We start from the raw sequence: 22,450 nt of genomic DNA, 5'->3' as shown, positions 1-22,450 counted from the left end.
TGTATTATTTAGAAACGTCTTTGTGATAGATTTTACCATCCGACCACTCTTGTACGGCTAAAGCGTGTGGCTTAGGTAATTTCTCATAAAACTTAGACACTTCAATTTGTTCTTTGTTTTCAAAAATTTCCTCAAGACTGTCATTGTAAGTGGCAAATTCTTCCAACTTCTCAATCAACTCTTTTTTAATTTCTGTGTTGATTTGAGTTGCACGTTTAGCCATAATGGTAATCGCCTCGTAGATATTTCCTGTTTGCTCTTCGATAACTGCACGATTATAGGTAATCGTATTTACAGGTGCAGTCGTCTTTTTTAAATCCATTTTACTCATTACTTAGAAAATTGTTGAAGTTCTTTATCAATTGTAGCCAACATATCATCGGCTTTGGTTTTGTATTGGGTGTCGGCTTTGAATTTAACCAGACTTTGGTAAGCTGCTTTTGCACTTAATAAACGTTCATGCATTTTTGATGGAATACTGTTGACAGCTAACTTGTATGCAGAATCCAACTTTAAATATAAGGCTTCTTCTTTGTATACAGTACCTGGAAAGTCAGACAAAAACAAATCAAAAGCAACTTGAGCGGCTTTATAATCTTCGATTGTGTTGTATTGTTTGGCTACTTCAAAAGCTTTTTTCTCCAATTTAACGCGCAATTCCTTGGCTATCGTATTGGCCTCAGCCATGTACGTAGAATTGGGATAACGATCAATAAAATCTTGCATTTTATAAATGGCTTTTTCCGTATCGGTTTGATCCAAACTGTAAGTCGGTGATAAACGAGCAAAACATTTTGCAGCTAAAAAAGAAGCCTCTTCACTGCGCGAATCTTTGGGATAAGCACTTGCAAAACTTTCTAATTGATAGGCAGCTAAATAAAACTGCTTGGTGTTGTAATAGGCCATTCCGAACATGTAAGACACATTTTCTTCACCCGCTTTCCCTTTGTATACAGGTGCAATCAATTCAAAAAGACGTATGGCTTTACCATATTTCTGCTTTTCGTACATTTTGATAGCTGCTGCTTTTTGCACTTCCGTATCTTCAGAACGGAAGGCTTTTTGGTATTCGCTACAGCTTCCCAATGTTAGCCCTAAAACAATAAGAATCAACAGTTTTTTCATTTTCTAACAATATTCGAATGGCTCGTGCCAAAACGAACCGCAAAAGTAGTTAATATTTAGTTATGTTTAAAATAATTTTTTAGCCTTCCGCATTGAAGGTATCAATGAATTTTTTCAATCGTAATGAAAGGTCTTCATTTACATTGACCAAGGGCAATCGTACCGTGTTTTCTGACAATCCCATATGCGCAAAAACCTCTTTAATTCCGGCCGGATTGCCTTGTTCAAAAATCATATCAATTGCAGCTGACAAACGGTAATGCAGCTTATACGCTTCATCAACTTTGCGGTTTAATCCCAAGCGCACCATTTCGGAGAATTCTTTTGGAAAACCTTCTCCGATAACCGAAATCACTCCGCTTCCACCGGCCAACACCATGGGTAAAGTGATCATGTCGTCACCAGAAATCACTAAAAATCCTTCTGGTTTATGTTGGATCAACTGCATCGCCTGCACAATATCGCCTGCCGCTTCTTTAATTGCGACAATATTATCAAAATCATTGGCCAAACGAATTACCGTATTTGGCGCCATATTACTTGACGTTCGACCCGGTACATTATATAAAATCACAGGCACAGGCGAGGCTGAAGCAACTGCTTTGAAATGTTGGTAAATACCTTCTTGTGTAGGTTTGTTGTAATAAGGAGAAACGGAAAGTACCGCAGCAAAAGCCGACAAATCCCTTGTTTTCAATTCTTCGACCACTTTGTGTGTGTTGTTTCCTCCGACACCTAAAACCAAAGGCAATCGCCCTTTGTTGGCATCAATAACGGTTTGAATAACCAATTCCTTTTCTTCTGCTGATAAAGTAGCACTTTCTGCAGTAGTTCCAAGAACCACCAAATATTCAATTCCATTTTCGATTTGATAATTGACAATGCGGGTTAAAGCCTCCGTATCAACAGAAAAATCTTTTTTAAAAGGGGTAACCAGCGCAACGCCAGTTCCTATAAGTGAACGCATGATTATATTTTGTTTAGTATTTTCAAATATTTGAACATTTCTGAAGTAAACTCGGAATGGTTTTCTGCAGAAGTATGAATGATTAAATCATTGACTTTTTTATCGACAGAAGCAAATCCAACTTTAAAACCGCATTTGGAAAGTTGGGTAGTGAGATGCAATACCGCCTTATCCATTTCATAGTAATTGATCAATAAATCGTAATATTGACTGAGAAATGTGCGAAGTGTTTCGCTATCAAAACTACCACTCCACTTAAAATCTTTATAGGAATAAACGGGATAGTCAAAGCTTTCGTTTTTTTTGATATGGTTTTTAAAAACCAATATCCGAATATTTTCTTTTTTTATGCCTTGCTTTACTAAGTCACGAATTAAATCATCCTTTTCGTGAAAATAGGATTCATCGAGAATAATCCCCACTTTTTGGATTAAATCGTTAGAGGTCAGATGTTTCATTTCTACCCATTTTTTCTTAACGATTTTTTTAATCGATATGTCCTTTATTCTTTGGAAAAACATAGTATTTTTACTTGTTCACAAATTTAATCAAAATTGGACGCTAATCCGATGGTAAATCTAAAAAAGTATCCCCTGGTTTGGAAGTATTTTGTTTTATTCTTAACATTTACGGCCGTTACCAGTTGTCAAAAGCATTTTTCTCCCTCACGCATTGAAGGAAAGAAAATACCGATAACCGCTTCACAGGAAATGGATTCAACTGTTGATCGAGTAATCCAACCTTATCGTGCGCACATTGAAAAAGAATTGAGTGAGATTTTGGCTTACAATCCCGAAACGTTAGACAAATCAAAAGGCAAATGGCAAACCAACATCGGAAATTTTATGGCTGATGTCACCTTGGAGCGCACCAATAGAGTGTTAAAACTTCGCAACTTACCCTTGGCACAAGTTTGCATTCTCAACCATGGCGGTATTCGATCTATACTTCCCAAAGGCAATGTAACTACACGTTCAGCCTATGAAATCATGCCTTTTGAAAACAGTGCTGTGGTTATTGCTCTGAAAGGCACCCAACTTGTTGAAATGGCCAATTATATTGTAAGCGAAAAGAAACCACATCCGCTGGCCGGACTCACATTTACAATTCGGCAAAATGAAGCCACTCAAATAAAAATTCAAGGCCAACCCTTGGATGAAAAAATGACCTATTTTGTAGCTACTTCAGACTATCTATCGAATGGTGGTGACAACATGAGTTTTTTCAAAAAAGGATTAGAAACTATTGACGTTGATTATAAAATACGAAATATCCTTATCGATTATTTTAAAGAAACCGATACGGTACGCGTAAAAAATGATATTCGAATTAATCAAGAATAAGTCCCATGAAACGTAGAGATTTTATAAAAAAAACATCGGCAAGTACAGCCTTAGTCGGAATCACCGGATTGGGATTAAGCAGTTTTACCACAGCACAAACCAAGCACATCACTATACTTCACACCAATGATGTGCACAGTTATATCGATCCTTTTCCTGCTGATCATCCCAAAAACCCGAATATGGGTGGAGTAGCCCGACGAGCGGCTTTGATTAGCATGATTCGAAAAGAAAATCCGAACGTTTTACTTTTGGATGCCGGTGATATTTTTCAAGGAACGCCTTATTTTAATTACTATGGGGGCGAATTGGAATACAAGCTCATGAACATGATGGGTTATGATGTGGCGACTATCGGTAATCATGATTTTGACAACGGTATTGAAGGGTTATTAACCCAACTTAAAATAGCCGATTTTGAAATGGTTTCGGCCAATTATGATGTGCGAAATACCGCATTACACGGCCATGTTAAACCGTATACGATCAAAAAAGTGGACGGGGTAAAAATTGGGATTTTCGGACTTGGGGTGGAACTACAAGGTTTGGTCGATAAAAAAAACTGCAAGGAAACGGTTTATCTAGACCCTGTCGAAATTGCCACGGATATGGCGCATGAACTTCGCCATAATCAAAAATGTGATTTGGTGATTTGTCTTTCCCACTTAGGTTTCAGCTATAAGGATGAAAAAGACAAAATTTGCGATATTCTCTTAGCTCAAAAAACCAAAGACATCGACTTGATTATTGGGGGACATACCCATACATTTTTGGACAAACCCGTTGTTGAAACCAATAGTGAAGGTAAAAAAGTACTAATCAACCAAGTGGGATGTTACGGTTTAAATTTAGGTCGAATTGACTTCTATTTAACCGATTCACAACTTACTTCGGAAGGCGCTGCCATCGTTGTGGGTTGATTCTGCTGCCAAAACAAATTTATAGAAAGTATAAAACGCTAGAATATTGATCGTCATTGCTAGGGGTCGCATCCACTCAGAATGCACTTCGGTGAGGTAATATTTTTCAATGTAAATCACCAATTGAAGTCCGAGAAACAACAAAGTACTAATTAACAAAAGTGAGTTGACCTTATTGTCTTCCATCACATACAGTGAAATTGCAATACCCCCCAAAACGGCAGCGAGAATGTTGTGAAACAAAATAAGGTACATGGTATTGTCAGGCAATTCATTTGCTGTAAACAAATAGAAAAAAATAAATCCTAAGGGCAGTGTTGCAACAACTAAAGGGATAAAGTGCTTAATCTTTATTTTTTTTAAAATAAAAAACAATAAAAAAATGCGGTGCACACTATACGCAATTACGCCATAAAACAAAACTTGTGGATTATCGGGGATGAAAAGCAGGTTGGTTACCATCGACAATCCCATAATGATGAAAAACAAAGAGTCTTTTCGTGCAGAATTCAAATAATACAAAACCATTAACAGTAGAGGAATCAACGGTTTGGTGGTGTATATGAGTTGATTCAAATGAAAATACTCTGCAACCACTTCTATACCCCCATTGAGGAAGTACAAAACAATTAGGAATGTCAAGATGTATTTATTAATATCCTGATTCATTCCATAAAATTAACATTTTTTCATAGAACTTATCAGAAACATTCTTAATTTTTAATTTCTTTCTCAATATAGAGTATATATTTCACCAAGAAGAAATGAGCAAAAATGAACAATAACATGGATAAAGGTTTCATGATATGAAGATCCAAATAATACATTTTAACCCCTAATACAAATAAGTTTAAAGCAAAATAAAGTGAACTCATGAATAGCATTTTACTAGCCTTATCACCTACAATATAAAAGGAAGCGAAAGAGAATCCACCAAAAATAGACATCAATACACTTTGCAGTAAAAGAATGTACAAATCGGGGACCACTATTGCCTCAAAAGAAAGATTTATCACACTGAGAAATAAAATCATAAAAGGAGCTGAACCAAACAAAACTGGCAGTAAACCGATACCTCGTTTTCGCTCAAATTTGGCTACTTGAAGTAAGACAAATACACGGTGTAACACAAATAAGAGTAAGGCGCAAAATGTTGTCCATTCTGATTTGAGGATAAATGCAATATTAGCCAACCAATTTACCCCTAAAGCCAATGTGTAAAAAAGAGCCCATTTAGACGTGCGTTGAAGATAATACAGCAATAAAATGGGTAAAATCAATGGCTTTGTCAGCCAAATTACGGTACTATTTTCAAAATATTCCGCACCAATTTCAAGGATGGAAATTAGAAAATACAGATAAACAAATAGGGATTTTTTGTCGGAATAAAAGCGAATCATAATTTACCTATTCTTAATTTAACATCAGGTACATGGATTACAAATAACACCACAAAGAGATAGGATAAATTTTGACATATAAAATGAATCGTGTCGAGCACGATGAGTTTAAACTCATAATTATAAATCACATAAAACACTTGTGATACCAAAATGGCAATGGTAGCCAACGCTAAATATAAATTTGACAATCGCATGCGACTAATAATATTAAATGCTGAAAGTACATTCATAACTACCAATGTAAAACCAAAAAGTCCGACATATAGTGGCATATTTGTTTTATCATTTTCAAAAAAACTAACGACCGTTTTCCACAAATACAAGAGAAATGCAACAATCAAAGCTAATGAAAACACATTAAATGCATTCCATCGAAAGCGTTCTCTAATTTTCCATGTCATGATTGAAATGAGGATATTGGCGATAAAAAAAGGCCCCATTAAATAGAGAATCTCATGATCAAAATCCATTAAAGCCACTGAATCACCTACAAAACAAAAAAATAAAAATAGAGCTGGTAAGAATGCGACTTTCTTGATGTTTCCCAAATAATAGAACGTGAGTGCCGGAATAATTAAGGGTTTTGTCAACAACTTCAATCCGTCCCAATTCATAAAATTGGCAACGGTTGCTGTTGTTGAAAACAGAAAGAAAAGAAATAATGCGATCTTAGTTATTTTCATTCAAGAGTTGGATATAATCGTCTTCAGATATTATGGGTACACCCAATTTTGTAGCTTTCTCCAGTTTGGCCGGACCCATATTTGCCCCCGCTATTACATAATCAGTTTTTGCCGAAATCGAACTTCCTACTTTCCCGCCGTTCTCTTCAATGGAAATTTTTAAATCATCCCGATTGAACTTTTCAAAAACACCTGAAACTACAAACGTCTTTCCTTGTAACTTGTTCGTAGCATTGGGATTGAACTTTTCTACAACTTCAAATTGAATTCCGAATGCCTTTAAGCGAGTAATGATGCGTTGGTTGTTTTCATTTTCAAAAAACTCAAGCACACTTTGCGCAATTCGTTCACCGATTTCATCCACTAAAATCAAATCCATCAAAGAAGCAGCTTGTAAAGCCTCAATCGATTTATAATGGCGGGCTAATTTCTTGGCTACGGTTTCCCCAACATAGCGAATACCTAACGCAAATAGAACTCGCTCAAAAGGTACTTCTTTGGATTTTTCGATACCGTTGACCAGGTTCTCCGAACTCTTTTGCGCCATTCGATCCAATTGAATCACTTGATCCACAGTCAGTTCATACAAATCAGAATAATCATGAACCAAACCGTTGTGATACAGCAAAGCTACCGTCTCCCCGCCTAACCCTTCAATATCCATAGCTTTACGCGAAATATAATGCTCGATTCGTCCTATAATTTGCGGCGGACAACCGTAATAATTGGGACAATAATGCTGGGCTTCACCTTCTTTCCGAATCAATTCCGTTTGACATTCCGGGCAATGCGTAATATACACAACCGGCTCCAAAGCAGGTCCGCGTTGTGCTACACCAATCACTTTTGGGATAATTTCTCCGCCTTTTTCCACATAAACAGAATCACCGATACGCAAATCCAACTTTTCAATTTGATCGGCGTTATGCAGAGAGGCTCTTTTTACTATGGTTCCTGCCAATTGCACAGGTTCGAGATTGGCCACCGGCGTAATCGCACCGGTACGTCCCACTTGATAAGTTATCGAATTGAGTGTCGTTGTGACCTGTTCCGCCTTAAACTTATAGGCAATAGCCCAACGCGGCGCTTTGGCGGTATATCCTAATTCCTGTTGTTGATGAAAATCATTGACTTTAATTACAACACCGTCGGTTTCATACGGCAAATCATGGCGGTGCACATCCCAGTAATCGATAAACTCGAAAACTTCGTGCATGTTTTGCGCCAACTTCGACTGATTGGGAACTTTGAAACTCCAGTCGCGTGCAGCTTGCAATCCGTCAAATTGGGTAGGAAACGGAAGGTTATTTCCAGTAATTGAATATAAAAGACAATCTAATGGACGTCGAGCCACTTCGCTACTGTCTTGCAATTTCAAACTGCCCGAAGCGGTATTTCTAGGATTGGAATACGGTGTTTCGCCAATATCAATCAACTCCTGATTCATTTTTTCAAATCCGTCAAGAGGTAAAATTATTTCACCACGAATATCAAACTTAGGAGGAAAATTACCTTTTAACTGAAGAGGAACCGACTTAATCGTTTTGATATTTTGGGTAACGTCATCACCTTGAAAGCCATCACCGCGGGTAACGGCACGAAGGAGTTTTCCGTTTTCATAGGTAATACTGATGGACGCGCCGTCGTATTTTAATTCGCAGGTATATTGAACTGGTACATCACCCAACATTTTTTGTATACGATTTTCCCAATCCAAAAGATCTTCACGAGAATAGGAATTATCCAACGAATACATGCGGTATTCGTGTACTACCGTTTCAAAATTTTTGGTGATCATTCCGCCAACACGTTGGGTAGGCGAATTGGGATCAGCAAACTCTGGATACTGATTTTCCAAAGATTGCAATTCTTTCAACAATTGGTCAAAATCATAATCGGAAATGGTTGGATTGTCCAAAACATAATAATTGTAATTATGTTGATGCAACAGTTCACGCAATTCCAGAATACGCTTTGGGAGTTCCATAAGTGATTATATTTATGGCACTAAAATAACCAATATTTGGGAATTCTATTCGGCTTGATTTAAGATTTCATTCATTTGAATGTACAACTGCCCATCGCTCAAAATAGCGCCTTGAGTAATTAAATCAAATAAAGCCGTATTGCGCTCCTCAGTGTAGTTTTTTCGACCGGTATGCACGTCTACTTCTGGAGTAAAAATATGTTCCGATAACCAACGCAATCCGTCTTTGGTCATCAAATCAATAGAAGGGTTATTGGATTTAATGATGATGGATTGCATAAAAGCTTCTTGGCAATGAAATAAAAAAATATGTTGTGGCGAAAAATGCTCTAAGAATTTGGCATTGGTCAAGACGCCTTCCCAAATAAGATCCGAGAACACATCGAGTTCTTGTTCGGCCACCTCAGGCTTTTCTGATTTTAGTGTGTCCCATTCGTTTTTATCAATAGATTGGGAAGCTAAAAAATTAGCAAATTCTTGATGCAAGGCTTCGAATTGTTCCTTGGTTAAACGTTTGTATTTCATAAATAGTAGTCAAAAAAAATCCCGACCTTAAAAGGACGGGATTTTATAATATAAAATATTCGATTATTGTTCAGCTACAATTTCGTAAGCTAATTCAACAATAACTGAACGGTGTAAACGAACGGTAGCTGAATATTTACCTGTACGTTTTACAGTTCCACTAGTGATGAACTTACGATCAATTGAATGACCTGCTTTCTCTAAAGCTTCAGCGATATCGATGTTGGTTACAGAACCAAACAATTTATCACCACCTGCTTTTGCAGAAATTTTAATTTCTAACGCTTTCAAAGATTCAGCCAAAGCTTGAGCATCCGCTACGATTTTAGCTTCTTTGTGCGCTTTTTGTTTTAAGTTCTCAGCCAAAACTTTTTTAGCTGAAGGCGTTGCTAAAGTAGCAAAACCTTGAGGAATTAGGAAGTTGCGACCGTAACCTGGTTTAACGCTTACGATATCATCTTTAAAACCTAAATTCTGAACGTCTTGTTTTAAAATAATTTCCATAATCTTTTCTCCTTATTATTTTAATAAATCAGCTACGTATGGCATTAATGCTAAATGACGTGCTCTTTTGATAGCTACAGAAACTTTTCTTTGGTATTTCAAAGAAGTTCCAGTTAAACGACGTGGTAAAATTTTACCTTGCTCGTTCACAAACTTTAATAAGAAGTCTGGATCTTTATAATCAACGTATTTGATACCTGATTTTTTGAAACGACAATACTTTTTCGTTTTGTTAGTTTCAATGTTTAAAGGCGTAAGATATCTGATATCTCCGTCTTTCTTTCCTTTTGCTGATTGTTCGATGTTCGACATGATTCCTTACGCTTTAGATTTTAATTTTTCTCTTCTTCTTTCTGCCCAAGATACCGCATGCTTGTCAAGTGCTACAGTTAAGAAACGCATCACTCGCTCGTCACGACGGAATTCAGTTTCAAATTGAATCAATACTTCTGGAGAAGCTTGGAATTCGAATAAATGGTAAAAACCACTTTTCTTGTGTTGGATTTCGTAAGCTAATTTTTTTAAGCCCCAATCCTCTTTTGATACCATTTTAGAACCCTTAGAAGTAAGAAAATCCTCGAACTTGCTTACTGTTTCCTTTACCTGAACTTCAGATAAAACGGGATTTAAAATGAAAACAGTTTCATAATGTTTCATAATACAAATGATTAAAAAATTCAAATTGGGCGCAAAAGTAAGGAAATAAATTTAATAAACAAGCAAAAAGTAAAAATATTCGCTTAAGTGCAAAAAAAGCCGATAAAAATTAGGTTTTTTGATTTTAACCTTATACTTTAGCACTACCAAATCTATAATAACACTAAATTATGAAGTTAAATTGTGTAGTTGTTGACGACAGTTCATTACAAAGAATGGTCATTGCAAAGTTAGTAAATAATCATCCAAATTTACACTTAGTTGGAGATTTTTCTAACGCTATCGAAGCAAAAAACTGTATGACCGTTCATACAGTGGACTTGATCTTCCTGGATGTTGAGATGCCTGTTATCAGCGGTTTTGATTTTATCGACGGCTTAAAAGTTAAGCCACAGGTAATTTTCATTACTTCTAAAGCAGAGTATGCGCTGAAAGCTTTCGATTACGACGCTACAGATTACCTACAAAAGCCTATTGTATTAGAGCGCTTTAACGCTTCTGTTAAACGTGCCCTTGAACAACACATGTTACGCCGTGAAAACCACGAAGAAGAAGGAGAACACATCTTTATTAAGAGTAATCTCAAAAAACTGAAGGTTTACACGAATAAAATCAAGTGGATTGAGGCCTATGGTGATTATGTAAAAGTGGTAACTGAAGAAGACACGAACTTGGTACTTTCCACAATGAAGTCTTTTGAAAAAGATTTATCAAAAGAAAAATTCATTCGCGTACACAAGTCGTATATTATTAATATAGACAAAGTAGAACGCTTTAACAGTAAATATGCTGAAATTGGCGTAACTAAAATTCCGTTAAGTCGTAACAAGAAAGACGATTTAATTAAGGCTTTGGCTATTGCTTAGTAAAAATCAACATTAACTGTAACCTTTACCGAACGGTATTGGGCAACCGAATCAAAACTATCCAAGACTTTTTGGATAGTTTTTTTTGTGCCTGTTAAGGGCTGTTGTGCCGGAATTTTAATCAAAATTGTGCGGATATACTCGTTGCGAATTTTATTAATCGCAGGCTCTTCTGGACCGAGTACCGGACTCGCGATTTGTTGCTTCAAAACTTGATACAACCACAGACTTCCCTCTTTCAATTTGCCAAAGTCACGGTGTTTTAATGTCAATCGTATTAATCGAAAATACGGCGGATATTTGTAAATCTGACGGTCATACAATTGCTCTTTAAACATTTCAGTATAACTATTGTGCGTAACTTGCTGAATCGTATTGTGCATCGGATTGTAGGTTTGTATAATCACCTTTCCTTGTTTCTCCGACCGTCCTGCCCTACCCGCCACTTGGGTCATCATTTGGAAACTGCGTTCGAATGCTCTAAAATCAGGATGATACAACATGGTATCGGCATTCAAAATTCCGACCAAGGAAACATTATCAAAGTCCAACCCTTTAGCTAACATTTGGGTACCCACCAAAATATCAATCTCACGGTTTTTAAAACTGTCGATCAATTTTTCAAAACTGTATTTCCCTCGGGTGGTGTCCTGATCCATTCGCTTGATATTGTGTTCTGGAAATAAACTGGCCAATTCCAATTCAATTTGTTCGGTTCCAAAGCCTTTGGTGGATAAATCGGTACTCGAACAGGCATGGCAACTGTTGGGTTTCGCAATCGAATAGCCACAATAGTGACAGCGCAATTGACTTTTGAATTTATGGTAGGTCAAACTCACATTACAATTCGTGCATTGGGGAATATGGCCACACGTCATACATTCCATTACGGGGGCAAAGCCGCGGCGGTTTTGAAATAAAATAACCTGTTCGTTTAAGGCCAAGGCTTCAGAAATGGCATCAATTAAATGCAAACTGAAATGACCTTTCATTCGTTTTTTAAAATACGCTTCTTTCAAATCCACCAATTCAACCGTGGGCAAGGGCGTTTTCCCAAATCGTTCAGATAAAGTTACCAAACCGTATTTCCCGTTTTTGGCATTGAAATAGGTTTCTAAACTGGGTGTCGCCGAACCCAAAAGCGTTTTCGCTTGGTGCGCATGCGCTAATACAATGGCGGCATCGCGAGCATGATAGCGCGGTGCTGGATCGTGTTGCTTAAAGGTTTGTTCGTGTTCTTCGTCAACTAAAATCAACCCTAAATTGGAAAAGGGTAAAAAAAGAGCTGAACGAGCCCCAATCACAATTTGTGCTCCCTCAGATTGCTTCAACACCCGATGCCAAACTTCAACGCGTTCATTGTTGGAATATTTGGAATGAAAAACACTCACTTTATTTCCGAAATATTTTGTCAATCGACTCACCAGTTGGGTAGTTAACGCAATTTCTGGTAACAAATACAAGACTTGCTTCCCTTTGGCAATTGTTTCTTCTATTAGTTTTATATAAATTTCTGTTTTCCCCGAACCTGTGATACCGTGTAATAAAACGACCTCTTTACTCAAAAAATCATGATTTATAGCAGTAAATGCTGCTTCCTGATTCTCACTTAAGGCAATTTCATATTCTTCAAATTGGGATTCAAAATTCACCCGATCTTCTTGAATCAAATAGGTTTCAAAAATGGCTTTATCGACCAAAGCCTTCAAAACCGCATCCGTTACCCCAGACGCTTCTTTTAAAGTCTTCACCGAAATAGGCTTGCGATCTCGGGCCTGCAATTGAAAATACATTAACACCGCATCCTTTTGTTTACTGCTTTTCAACAGTTCGAGCAAACCCATTAACTGCTCTTGTTGGGTATATTCTTCTGTTAATCGAATATATTTAACCAACTTAGGTTTGTAGATTTCCTGCACTTCTTCGTGTAAATGCAGCACTTCTTTTTGCAGTAACTTTTGAATAACAGGAAATACTCTTTTTTTATTGAGAATGGCGGCAGCTTCTTGAAGTTTTATCGAACTTTGGTGCTGTAAGGCTTCGTATATCAAGTATTCATCATCCGATAACTCGGAGGCATCAATAGCCGTTTCTTTTTTAAAATTTAAAATGGTTTCACTTTCCAACAAAAAAGCGGAAGGCATGGCGCCCCGATAGACATCGCCTAACGAACACATATAATAGTCGGCTATCCACTGCCAGTGCTTGAGTTGAAAAGCATTCACAATAGGCTGATCATCCAGGATTTGATGAATTTCTTTGGCCTCATATAATTGAGGTGGATTTTGATGTAAATCCAAAACCAAAGCCGTATACATCTTACTTTTACCAAACGGCACCACCACACGCATTCCCGGTTGCAGGAAATGAAATTCGTCCTCCGTAACCAGATAGGTAAAGGTTCGGGGCAAAGCCAACGGTAAAATCACTTCTGTAAAATACACGGTAAATTATAAAGATTGGGCTTGTTGTTCTTCTTTCAATTTTCGTTGCTCCTCACGACGTTTGAGCGTATTTATCGTACCATTCAATTCAAATCCTAAAAGCAAAATGGCGCTGTTAATCCAAATATAAAACATGACCACCAACAGCGTTCCTATCGAACCATAAAGTTCGTTATATTTTGAAAAACGTACTACCCAAATCCCGAAGAAATAGGAGGAAATAATAATTAATAAGGTTGTAAAAACAGAACCAATAGATATAAACGAACGGCGTTTATCGCGTTTAATTCCGAATTTAAATAAAATCGACGTCGCCATTAAAATCATCAAGATGACAAACGCATACCGTCCCATTTGAATGAGTGGAATATCTTCTGAGAGTACATCTTGAATTTTAATTTTTTGAATAAAAACTTCAAAAACCACAATGGCCGCAACCGTGACGATCAGTATCATCGAAAGCAAAATTGAAATACCCAAAGCAACTAGATATTGACGAACAAACTTTCGCTTTTCGCTCACATGATGCGAGGTTTCAAATCCGGTGAGTATCGCATTTACCCCATTGGTCATCAATAAGACTGCCATAAAAAACCCCGTGGAGATCAATCCCGAATGGGAATTATGGAGAATGTCGTTGACAATTTTTGAAATGGCTTCAAATGTTGTGGGCGGCACACTTTGTTGGACAAACCCCATGAAATCATCTTGAAAACCTTCGATGGGGATGTAAGGGATTAAGTTTAAAATAAAAAGAGCAAATGGGAACAATGCCATAAAAAAGCTGAACGCAATAGACGCCGCCCGATTAGACAAGGCATTTTCTGCAATTCCGGTGACATACAAATCCACCAATTCATAAAGCGATAGACCGTGTAACCAAGGTAACTTGATACGATCGGTCAACGCGATGAGATGGCGTATACCGGGAAGTTTCTTTATTTTTTGTTCGATACTTTCTTGCATTTAAATCGCTTTCAAACTTAAATCCATGTTATATACAGAATGCGTTAATGCGCCCGAGGAAATATAATTCACCCCACAATCAGCATATTGACGAATAGTCGTTTCATTAATATTTCCGGATGATTCGGTTTGGCATTTTGTTCCAATCAAAGCCACGGCTTTTTTAGTGTCTTCAAAATTGAAATTATCAATCAAAATACGGTGAATTCCTTCTGATTGGAGAATTTCTTCAATTTCTGCAAGATTTCGTGCCTCGACGATAATTTTCAAATCGCGTCCGGTTTCTTGCAAATAGGCTTGTGTTTTTTGGATAGCTGCAGTAATTCCGCCCGCAAAATCATTGTGATTATCTTTCAACATGATCATATCGTACAACGCAAACCGGTGGTTCTCGCCGCCACCAATTTTCACCGCCCATTTCTCACAAGCGCGAAAGCCGGGCGTTGTTTTTCGGGTATCGAGAATCTTGGTGTTTGTTCCTTCCAACAAATCCACATAATGACGCGTTTTGGTAGCAACAGCGCTCATTCGTTGCATCGAATTCAACACCAACCGTTCCGCTTTCAAAATGGATTGCGACCGACCTGTAACATGAAAAACGACATCCCCATGCTTCACCCGCGCACCGTCTTCGATAAAAACCTCCACGGTCATTTCGGGATCGACATAATGAAATACTTTTTGAGCAAAGGCTACTCCTGCAATGATGCCTTCATCTTTCACCAAAAGTTTTGCTTTACCTTGTGCATCAGCGGGTATACAGGCCAGCGAACTGTGATCGCCGTCTCCTACATCTTCGCGGATGGCATTGGCAATGATTAATTGTAATTCATGTTCAAATTGCGCTTCTGAAATCATAATTGCAAAGGTCTTGTGACCGATTTATAAGTTGTCAGGGAAAATTTTCCCTGGATTTAAAATATTATTTGGATCAAACACATGCTTTATGCGTTCCATCAATTCAAGGTGAGTTTTGGAAAACGCAATATCCATGAAATTCTTTTGTACAAATCCGATTCCATGTTCGCCCGAAAGGGTTCCTTTTAACTGAACAGTTAATTCGAAAATTTCACGAATCCCTTTTGGAACCTCGATTTGCCACTGTTCATCCGTCAAATCACCTTTGATGATATTGACATGTAAGTTGCCGTCACCGGCGTGTCCATAACACACCGATTGGAAACCGTATTTGGCACCAATTTTTTTGATTCCAGTTAAGAGTTCGGGCAACATATAACGGGGCACAACCGTATCTTCTTCTTTGTACACCGAATTGGCTTTTACGGCTTCAGCTACCGAACGACGCATTTTCCACAAAGCATTTTTTTGGTCTTCGGTATCTGCAAAAAGGACTTCATCGATTTCAAAATGTTCAACTACACTCAGAATTTTTTCGGCTTCCAACATAAGAATTTCGGGATAATTCCCGTCGACTTCAATCAACAAATGTGCTTGTACCTTTTCGGGAACTTGGACATTGATGCCTTCAACAAACTGGAGTGTCCAATCAATGGCGTCGCGCTCCATAAATTCCAAAGCACTCGGAACAATCCCTGCTCTAAAAATCGCCGAAACGGCTTCACAGGCTTCTTCCGCTTTGAAAAACGGCACCAACATGAGAACGTTATGACTGTTTTTGGGTAATAATTTCAAAACGATTTTGGTAATCACACCTAAAGTTCCCTCGCTTCCCACCATTAATTGGGTTAGGTTGTAACCAGTAGAGTTTTTCAGTGTATTAGCACCCGTCCAAATGATTTCACCGTTGGGCAATACCACTTCCAAATTGAGTACATAATCTTTGGTGACGCCATATTTTACAGCGCGTGCTCCTCCAGAATTCTCAGCGATATTTCCACCAATAAAACAACTGCCCATGCTGCTTGGATCTACGGGATAGAACAATCCTTTTTCAGCCACTGCCTCACGCAATACTTGGGTAATCACGGCGGGTTCAACGGTAACTTGTAAATTCTGTTCGTCGATTTCAAGGATCTGGTTCAATCGTTCTGTCGACAATCCAATTCCTTCATAAATACACAAAGCACCACCGCTTAAACCGGTTCGGCCCCCAATGGGTGTGGTGGGCATTTTATAATCATTGGCCGCTTTCAAAATTTCAGCAATTTCAAAAGCATTAGCCGGTTTTACGACAACATTGGGAGGGAAACTATAATCTTCGGTTTCATCATGTCCATAGGCTTTTAAAACCTCAACATCGGTCGAAATATAGGCACTTCCCACAATGGATTCTAAGCGGGAAAGTAATTCTAATGATAGCGCCATTTTTAATCTAATTATTCGTGTAAAAATAAAATTTTTGTTGGTAAAAAAGGTACTTTTTGGGGACTAAATCAGCAATAAATACCACAAATAAACGGTAATTAAGGAAACTGGAATTCCGATACCCACCATCAGATTACTCAATTTGGGTTTAAGCCCATAATTCGAAGCTAATATTGCCCCAGAAATCATGGGAGGCATGGCCGCTTCTAACAATGAAACATCGACGAGCAAACCGCTACCCGGAAACACTATTCGGTATAAAAAAACAAAAAGTAACGGTGTCAATACCAATTTAAAGACCAAACCCAGCGTTAGAAATCCCCAATGTTTGCTACGTTCGCCCAACTTTAACTGCAAACCCACCGATAATAATGCAACAGCAGAAACAGTGGCCCCTAATTGTTTGCAAACGCCTTGAAAGGAATCCGGAAAATCTACATGAAAAATTAATAATCCGACGGCAATCACAAAGGCGATGAACGGTGGGAAAAGGGCAACTTTATGCAAAATACTGCGTAAACTGGGTGCCCCAGATGAAAAGAAAGTGGCTGTAAATACACCCGCTGTAGATAGTACCACAAAAGTTCCTGGTTGATCAACCAAAATCGCTGCTTTTAAACCCGGTTCGCCAAAAAAAGCTTTCACCAACGGAAAGCCGACAAAAGAGGTATTTCCTAAACCTGCAGTTAAAATCAAAGCGCCAATGAGTTTTTTGGGCCAATGGAATAGTTTTCCCAATCCATAGAAAAAAAGGAAAGCGACCAAAAATCCAATCCACGGCACTAAAACCGGATACAATAACGATGCATTGAGTTCGATTTTAGGAATATAAAACAGCGTCATCGCTGGCAATGCTACATAGATGACATACTGATTTAAAGCTACATATCCGTTTTTGGGAAAGGCGGACACACGCTGCAATCCGATGCCAATACCGAGACAAATAAAAATGAGGAGAATATTTTCCAATTGCAAATCATTTGAAAGACAAAGTAACGGGAAAAAGGATAGAATTGAAATGAAAACTATCCTAAATTCGCGTTGCAAACCCGAAAGTGATTTTTGTATCTTTACGAAAAAGTTAGTCCCCTTGGCAAAATCGTCGAAACATACTTCAGCTTTACAGGAAGTGGATGGTATTCCTCAACCGGAATTCATCAGCCAAAGTGCCTTACAAAAGGCGATGGCTAAGCGTCGGATACAGCCCAGTGCCGACGAACTGTTAGCCGGAATTCTTGCTCATGATAAAACGGCGTTGAGTCGGGCCATCACTCTAATTGAAAGTACGAACCCCGACCATTTAACCAAAGCCAATACGGTAATCCAAGGTTGTTTGCCTCATGCTAATCGTTCGGTTCGCATCGGAATCACAGGTGTACCGGGTGTGGGAAAAAGTACGTTTATTGAAGCTTTCGGTTCGTATTTAACCCAATTAGGTAAAAAGGTGGCTGTGTTGGCTGTTGACCCCAGCAGTTCCATTTCTCACGGTAGTATTTTGGGGGATAAAACCCGTATGGAGGAATTGGTGAAAGATGAAAATGCATTCATCCGCCCCAGTGCTTCGGGAGATAGTTTGGGTGGCGTGGCCCGAAAAACAAGGGAATCGATTATTCTTTGTGAAGCGGCCGGATTTGACACAATCATTATCGAAACGGTGGGTGTGGGTCAGAGCGAAACTGCGGTTCACAGTATGGTCGACTTCTTTTTATTGTTAAAAATTGCGGGCGCTGGCGATGAATTACAAGGCATCAAACGCGGTATCATGGAAATGGCAGATGCAGTAGTGATTAATAAAGCGGATGGCGATAATGTGGCGAAGGCGAAATTGGCCAAAACCGAATTCAATCGTGCTTTGCATCTTTTTCCGGCCAAAAGTAGTGGCTGGACTCCGAAAGTTACGACTTGCAGTGCATTTGAAAAAACTGGAATTGATGCGATTTGGGAATTGATTTCCGACTATTTAACCTTAGTTCAATCCAATCAGTATTTTGATCAGCGCAGACAAGAACAAAATCAATATTGGTTAATGGAAACGATTAATGAACAATTGATGCAACGTTTCTATCATCATCCGGAAATTGCTCCTCTTTTGGAACAAAACAAAAAAGCGGTACAAAATCATGAGTTATCCCCTTTTGCAGCCGCTTCTATCGTTTTAAAAAAATATTTTAAAGAAGACTAATATTATTCAAATTCTTCCATTTCGCGATCGTAAAATTCGCCCGCTTGTTGGATTAAATCTTCCATTTCAGCTTCCAATTCGCTTTCGTCTTCATCATCAACATCATCAAAAATTTCGACCTCATCATTGGTCAAATTAATAATAAAACGGGGATAATCGAGGTGAATTACAAAAATATCATCTGGAAATTCGGAGTTGTCTGCGAGCACAAATTTGGGTAAATTCATGGTGAAAAGTTATAAATTATGAGTTATGAATTAAGAGTTGTAAAGACGGTTTTACTCGTTTTCACGAATTAACTTCTTGGTTAAATAATCGAAGCGAAGATACAAAAAAAGCGCTGCAAATGTGAGTCCGGCCAACAAACCAATCCACACCCCTACCGCTTTGAGTTCGGTATATTTCCCTAAATAATACGAAATCGGGAACCCCAAAACCCAATAGGCCACAAAGGTCATGTACATGGGGATTTTCACATCTTGCAATCCGCGTAATGCACCCAATACCACCACTTGGATTCCATCGGAAATTTGAAAAACGGCGGCTACTAGTAAGAGTTGGGAAGCAATTTTAATCACTTCTACCGTATCTTGAATTTGCATTTCATTCTCTAAATTCAGGAATAAATGGGGTAATACATTGTGAAAAATGACAAATAAAGTAGCAAAGATCATTTCGACCAAAAGCGTAAGCATAAAAACGGAGCGAGCGATAGAAAGTAACCCTTTATAGTCCTGCAATCCTTTTTGGTTGCCCACACGAATCATCGAAACTACACTAAGACCCATAGCAAACATAAACGTAAGCGAAGCCATACTTAAGGCAATTTGATTGGCGGCCTGACTTGTTTTTCCGATACTGCCGCACAACCAAATGGCAGCGGTAAAGAGTACTACTTCAAAGAGCATTTGTAAAGCGGAAGGAATTCCCAATTGAGCAATTTTCAGATACATTTCTTTTTTCAAGTTTTTCAATGAAAATTTTTGAAAATAAACCTTTAATTGCGGTTGACGAAGTAAAATGAAATGCATAAATACCACCATAGCAATACGGGATATTACGGTACCGAGTGCAGCACCAAGAATCCCTAACTTTGGAAAAATCCAAACCCCATAGATGAGTACATAATTAATTCCGATATGCAATATATTCGCCATAATGATGGCATACATGGAGTATTGGGTCATGGATAAACCGTCCGCAAATTGTTTGTATGCTTGATAAATGATTAAAGGTACTAAAGAAAAAGCGACCCATGTAAGAAACGGTTTTGCCAAAACAATCACTTCACGGGGTTGATCCAAAAGCTCCATAATCGGTTGTGCGAAAACGACCAATGCAAAAAGTGCCAAACCAATTCCGGCACACAATACCAAACCATGGTGAAAAACTGACCGAATATGATCGGTATCTTTTTCAGTATCTGCTTCAGCGATTAATGGTGTGAGCGCAGTAGAAAATCCGATACCCAATGACATGGCAATAAATACCAAACTATTACCCAAAGATACAGCCGCTAATTCTGTACTTCCCAAACGGCCCACCATAATGTTATCGACAATAGCAATCAATGTATGTCCGACCATACCCATAATTACGGGTAAGGCCAATCGAATGTTGTAATTAAATTCCTTGATAAACGTTTGTAAACTCATTTTGTTCAGTAATGGGTACAAAAGTACGTTGGATTGTGTTAGAGAAAAAATGGTTTACAAAAAAACACCTAATAAAAACTCGACCAAATGCAGGAAAAACATTATTTTATGTATTATTTTTCCTACAATTATGCAATTTCGACTTTAAATACTCGACAAACTACACTTTTGTAAGGTTATTCGTCTAATTTAAACATCATTTGTAAGATTATATTTATCTTTTAATATAATTTAGTCGTACCAAATCATCAAAATTATGCGAAAATTTACTTTACTTATCAGTTTTTGCTGTGCTATTTATGTACAGGCACAGAACATTTTTAGAGAAGACATGGGTACCTACACCACGAATGTCAGTTTATCAGGACAAGGCGGTTGGACCAATTCAGAAGATACTTACGGACTTGGATCGTGTACAACTACCAGTTGTACCAATTCAACAGTAGTGCAACAGACGGTTGGCTATTTAAATTGGGGTACAGCTAACCGATCTGTTGTATTAACTCCAAACGGTGATGGCTGTGGTATGCCTTTTACTAGTCAGTCAACTGGCTATGTTTATTTAGGTTTCGTATTGCGCTTAACTGATTGTTCGACAACGAATTATGAGTTTATGCGACTATGTGGCGGAAATTTGCAGACTGTTGCCATGAAAATCTATGTCAAAAAATTATCTTCGACACAATATAATGTAGGCATTTCAAAGAATGCAGGAAATATTGTTTGGTCCTCTACCAATTACAGTTTTAACACAAATCAGCTTATCGTTCTTAAGTATGGATTTATGAGTGGTGTTTCTGATGACTTATTAATGATGTATGCCAATCCAAACATTAACAATACCGAACCCTCACTTCCCAATGCAATCACAAACATTGGTGATGATGCAACATCCCATTTTGATCATCTGATTATTAATCAATTGAGTCCGAATGCCCCTTCAGGACGCATTGGTTTAATCAGTATGGCACGCAGTTGGACCACATTGAAATTTAGTGCGCTAGAAAATGAGTCGTTTACTGCCAATCAATTTATTATCAATCAAAATCCGATTGATCACACCATAACTATTCAAAACGGTGCTGAAAGCGATACGTATTCTTTGGAGTTTTATAATTCCATAGGACAACGAGTATATACTACAAGTGTTGAACTGTCGAGTGGAAGTGTAACACCCATCGATGTTAATACTCCGTTAGCAACTGGAATGTACCTTGTTCAAATCATAAATAAAGAAAAAAAGAAAGTAATTAAAAAATTGATGGTTAATTAAGAAAACCTCCTTCGGGAGGTTTTTTTTTGTTCCTACCTGATTGATTTTAAATATTTTTGAAAAAAAATCAAATCGTTTCCAACCTTTTGAAAAAGATTTGCCTCTTTATTTAAAAAGACACCCTTGTGATTGAAGAAAAATTAATAATAGGTTGCAAAAAGATGCATCGTGATGCCCAGCGTCAAGTCTATGATTTGTTGGGGCCTCGCTTATATCGCCTTTGCAAACGCTATCTCAAAAAAGAGGAGGAAATTGAAGAAGTATTGGCCGATGCCTTTTACATCATTTTCACCAAAATAGATCAGTTGAAAGAAAATAAAGCTTTTGAAGGTTGGGCCAAACGCATAACCGTTAATGAATGTTTGCACCAACTCAAACGCAACGTTAATTTTAATTTATACTTGGAAGATAGTGTTCAGCATCCTGCTGTGGAAGCCTTACAAGAACAGGCTTTACTGGAAGAAGATTTGCTAAAACTATTAGCGTTACTGCCAGAAGGGAGTCGGACCATTTTTAACCTTTTTGTTATTGAAGGCTACGGGCACAAAGAAATTGCCGAAATGCTGAAAATTTCAGAGGGAACCTCAAAATCACAATTGAATTTCGCCAAATCCAAATTAAAGGAATTGGTTAACCTACATTACTATCAACAGGCAAAATAATC

The 22,450-nt window shown here is 38.0% G+C and carries 25 protein-coding genes; 6 read left to right on the top strand and 19 right to left on the bottom strand.

Translation table 11 applies throughout. From position 1 onward, the window contains the following. Positions 1-4: 4 nt before the first annotated feature. The 4 genes from EQG61_RS12935 to EQG61_RS12920 form a co-directional block, all read right to left on the bottom strand. On the bottom strand, positions 5-322 hold the full coding sequence (locus EQG61_RS12935) for a DNA-directed RNA polymerase subunit omega (RefSeq protein WP_129462402.1): 318 nt from the start codon (positions 320-322) through the stop codon (positions 5-7). 8 nt (positions 323-330) lie between these two features. Then, on the bottom strand, positions 331-1,125 hold the full coding sequence (locus tag EQG61_RS12930; RefSeq protein ID WP_129462369.1) for an outer membrane protein assembly factor BamD: 795 nt from the start codon (positions 1,123-1,125) through the stop codon (positions 331-333). A 79-nt stretch (positions 1,126-1,204) separates the two neighbouring features. Further along, on the bottom strand, positions 1,205-2,092 hold the full coding sequence (gene dapA / locus EQG61_RS12925; protein WP_129462368.1) for a 4-hydroxy-tetrahydrodipicolinate synthase: 888 nt from the start codon (positions 2,090-2,092) through the stop codon (positions 1,205-1,207). Between the two features lie 2 nt (positions 2,093-2,094). Beyond that, positions 2,095-2,613 (bottom strand): DUF6913 domain-containing protein, encoded by a 519-nt coding sequence (locus EQG61_RS12920; protein WP_394345564.1) that lies wholly within the window; start codon positions 2,611-2,613, stop codon positions 2,095-2,097. A gap of 48 nt (positions 2,614-2,661) precedes the next feature. Between EQG61_RS12920 and EQG61_RS12915 the strand changes: the two genes are divergently transcribed. Next, a complete protein-coding gene (locus EQG61_RS12915; RefSeq protein ID WP_129462366.1) occupies positions 2,662-3,435 on the top strand; it encodes a 5'-nucleotidase C-terminal domain-containing protein in 774 nt (257 codons plus the stop codon). Between the two features lie 5 nt (positions 3,436-3,440). Then, a complete protein-coding gene (locus EQG61_RS12910; RefSeq protein ID WP_129462365.1) occupies positions 3,441-4,355 on the top strand; it encodes a bifunctional metallophosphatase/5'-nucleotidase in 915 nt (304 codons plus the stop codon). Here EQG61_RS12910 and EQG61_RS12905 read toward each other — a convergent pair. The 8 genes from EQG61_RS12905 to rpsF all read right to left on the bottom strand — a co-directional run bounded on the left by EQG61_RS12905 (position 4,314) and on the right by rpsF (position 10,114). Then, the gene (locus tag EQG61_RS12905; RefSeq protein ID WP_129462364.1) at positions 4,314-5,024 is read right to left on the bottom strand and encodes a lysoplasmalogenase family protein; all 711 of its coding nucleotides are present in this window, start codon (positions 5,022-5,024) and stop codon (positions 4,314-4,316) included. The two genes, EQG61_RS12910 and EQG61_RS12905, sit on opposite strands and share 42 nt — an antisense overlap. A 44-nt stretch (positions 5,025-5,068) precedes the next feature. After that, a complete protein-coding gene (locus EQG61_RS12900) occupies positions 5,069-5,755 on the bottom strand; it encodes a hypothetical protein (RefSeq protein ID WP_129462363.1) in 687 nt (228 codons plus the stop codon). Continuing rightward, a complete protein-coding gene (locus EQG61_RS12895) occupies positions 5,752-6,441 on the bottom strand; it encodes a lysoplasmalogenase family protein (protein WP_129462362.1) in 690 nt (229 codons plus the stop codon). Before EQG61_RS12895 ends, EQG61_RS12900 begins: the two co-directional genes overlap by 4 nt. Continuing rightward, positions 6,428-8,428 carry an NAD-dependent DNA ligase LigA gene (gene ligA / locus EQG61_RS12890; RefSeq protein ID WP_129462361.1) on the bottom strand — a complete coding sequence of 667 codons (2,001 nt, stop codon included), beginning with the start codon at positions 8,426-8,428 and terminating at the stop codon, positions 6,428-6,430. The genes EQG61_RS12895 and ligA overlap by 14 nt, the downstream gene beginning before the upstream one ends. 45 nt (positions 8,429-8,473) lie before the next feature. Then, on the bottom strand, positions 8,474-8,953 hold the full coding sequence (locus EQG61_RS12885) for a DUF6495 family protein (RefSeq protein ID WP_129462360.1): 480 nt from the start codon (positions 8,951-8,953) through the stop codon (positions 8,474-8,476). Positions 8,954-9,016: 63 nt separating this feature from the next. Beyond that, complete coding sequence (rplI, locus tag EQG61_RS12880; protein ID WP_129462359.1) at positions 9,017-9,457, bottom strand: 50S ribosomal protein L9; 441 nt, start codon at positions 9,455-9,457, stop codon at positions 9,017-9,019. A 15-nt stretch (positions 9,458-9,472) separates the two neighbouring features. Further along, positions 9,473-9,769 carry a 30S ribosomal protein S18 gene (rpsR, locus tag EQG61_RS12875; protein ID WP_129462358.1) on the bottom strand — a complete coding sequence of 99 codons (297 nt, stop codon included), beginning with the start codon at positions 9,767-9,769 and terminating at the stop codon, positions 9,473-9,475. A 6-nt stretch (positions 9,770-9,775) separates the two neighbouring features. Further along, a complete protein-coding gene (rpsF, locus tag EQG61_RS12870) occupies positions 9,776-10,114 on the bottom strand; it encodes a 30S ribosomal protein S6 (RefSeq protein ID WP_129462357.1) in 339 nt (112 codons plus the stop codon). 170 nt (positions 10,115-10,284) lie between these two features. On the opposite strand from rpsF, the gene EQG61_RS12865 reads away from it, so the two are divergent. Further along, positions 10,285-10,980 (top strand): LytR/AlgR family response regulator transcription factor, encoded by a 696-nt coding sequence (locus EQG61_RS12865; protein WP_129462356.1) that lies wholly within the window; start codon positions 10,285-10,287, stop codon positions 10,978-10,980. Here the strand turns inward: EQG61_RS12865 and priA are convergent. The 5 genes from priA to EQG61_RS12840 all read right to left on the bottom strand — a co-directional run bounded on the left by priA (position 10,977) and on the right by EQG61_RS12840 (position 17,645). Further along, a complete protein-coding gene (priA, locus tag EQG61_RS12860) occupies positions 10,977-13,424 on the bottom strand; it encodes a replication restart helicase PriA (protein WP_129462355.1) in 2,448 nt (815 codons plus the stop codon). The two genes, EQG61_RS12865 and priA, sit on opposite strands and share 4 nt — an antisense overlap. 6 nt (positions 13,425-13,430) lie before the next feature. Next, the gene (locus EQG61_RS12855) at positions 13,431-14,390 is read right to left on the bottom strand and encodes a YihY/virulence factor BrkB family protein (protein WP_129462354.1); all 960 of its coding nucleotides are present in this window, start codon (positions 14,388-14,390) and stop codon (positions 13,431-13,433) included. Then, on the bottom strand, positions 14,391-15,248 hold the full coding sequence (nadC, locus tag EQG61_RS12850) for a carboxylating nicotinate-nucleotide diphosphorylase (protein WP_129462353.1): 858 nt from the start codon (positions 15,246-15,248) through the stop codon (positions 14,391-14,393). It abuts the gene before it with no gap. Positions 15,249-15,272: 24 nt separating this feature from the next. Beyond that, complete coding sequence (locus EQG61_RS12845) at positions 15,273-16,676, bottom strand: FAD-binding oxidoreductase (RefSeq protein ID WP_129462352.1); 1,404 nt, start codon at positions 16,674-16,676, stop codon at positions 15,273-15,275. A 63-nt stretch (positions 16,677-16,739) separates the two neighbouring features. After that, complete coding sequence (locus tag EQG61_RS12840; RefSeq protein WP_129462351.1) at positions 16,740-17,645, bottom strand: AEC family transporter; 906 nt, start codon at positions 17,643-17,645, stop codon at positions 16,740-16,742. Positions 17,646-17,766: 121 nt separating this feature from the next. On the opposite strand from EQG61_RS12840, the gene meaB reads away from it, so the two are divergent. Beyond that, entirely contained in the window at positions 17,767-18,858 is a 1,092-nt protein-coding gene (gene meaB, locus EQG61_RS12835; protein WP_164974941.1) for a methylmalonyl Co-A mutase-associated GTPase MeaB, read from the top strand. Between the two features lie 2 nt (positions 18,859-18,860). Here meaB and EQG61_RS12830 read toward each other — a convergent pair whose 3' ends face one another. After that, positions 18,861-19,085, bottom strand: a complete 225-nt coding sequence (locus tag EQG61_RS12830) for a hypothetical protein (RefSeq protein ID WP_129462349.1) — start codon at positions 19,083-19,085, stop codon at positions 18,861-18,863. 51 nt (positions 19,086-19,136) lie between these two features. Beyond that, entirely contained in the window at positions 19,137-20,513 is a 1,377-nt protein-coding gene (locus EQG61_RS12825; RefSeq protein ID WP_129462348.1) for an MATE family efflux transporter, read from the bottom strand. A 256-nt stretch (positions 20,514-20,769) separates the two neighbouring features. Here EQG61_RS12825 and EQG61_RS12820 point away from each other — a divergent pair, with 256 nt between their 5' ends. Beyond that, positions 20,770-21,786 (top strand): T9SS type A sorting domain-containing protein, encoded by a 1,017-nt coding sequence (locus EQG61_RS12820; RefSeq protein WP_129462347.1) that lies wholly within the window; start codon positions 20,770-20,772, stop codon positions 21,784-21,786. Positions 21,787-21,947: 161 nt separating this feature from the next. After that, on the top strand, positions 21,948-22,448 hold the full coding sequence (locus EQG61_RS12815; RefSeq protein WP_129462346.1) for an RNA polymerase sigma factor: 501 nt from the start codon (positions 21,948-21,950) through the stop codon (positions 22,446-22,448). Positions 22,449-22,450: the final 2 nt, after the last annotated feature.

The sequence above is a fragment of the Flavobacterium stagni genome (assembly GCF_004122105.1).
GTDB lineage: Bacteria > Bacteroidota > Bacteroidia > Flavobacteriales > Flavobacteriaceae > Flavobacterium > Flavobacterium stagni.
The sequence above is the reverse complement of the archived record's forward strand: the minus strand, read 5'-3'. Positions and strand labels throughout refer to the sequence as shown.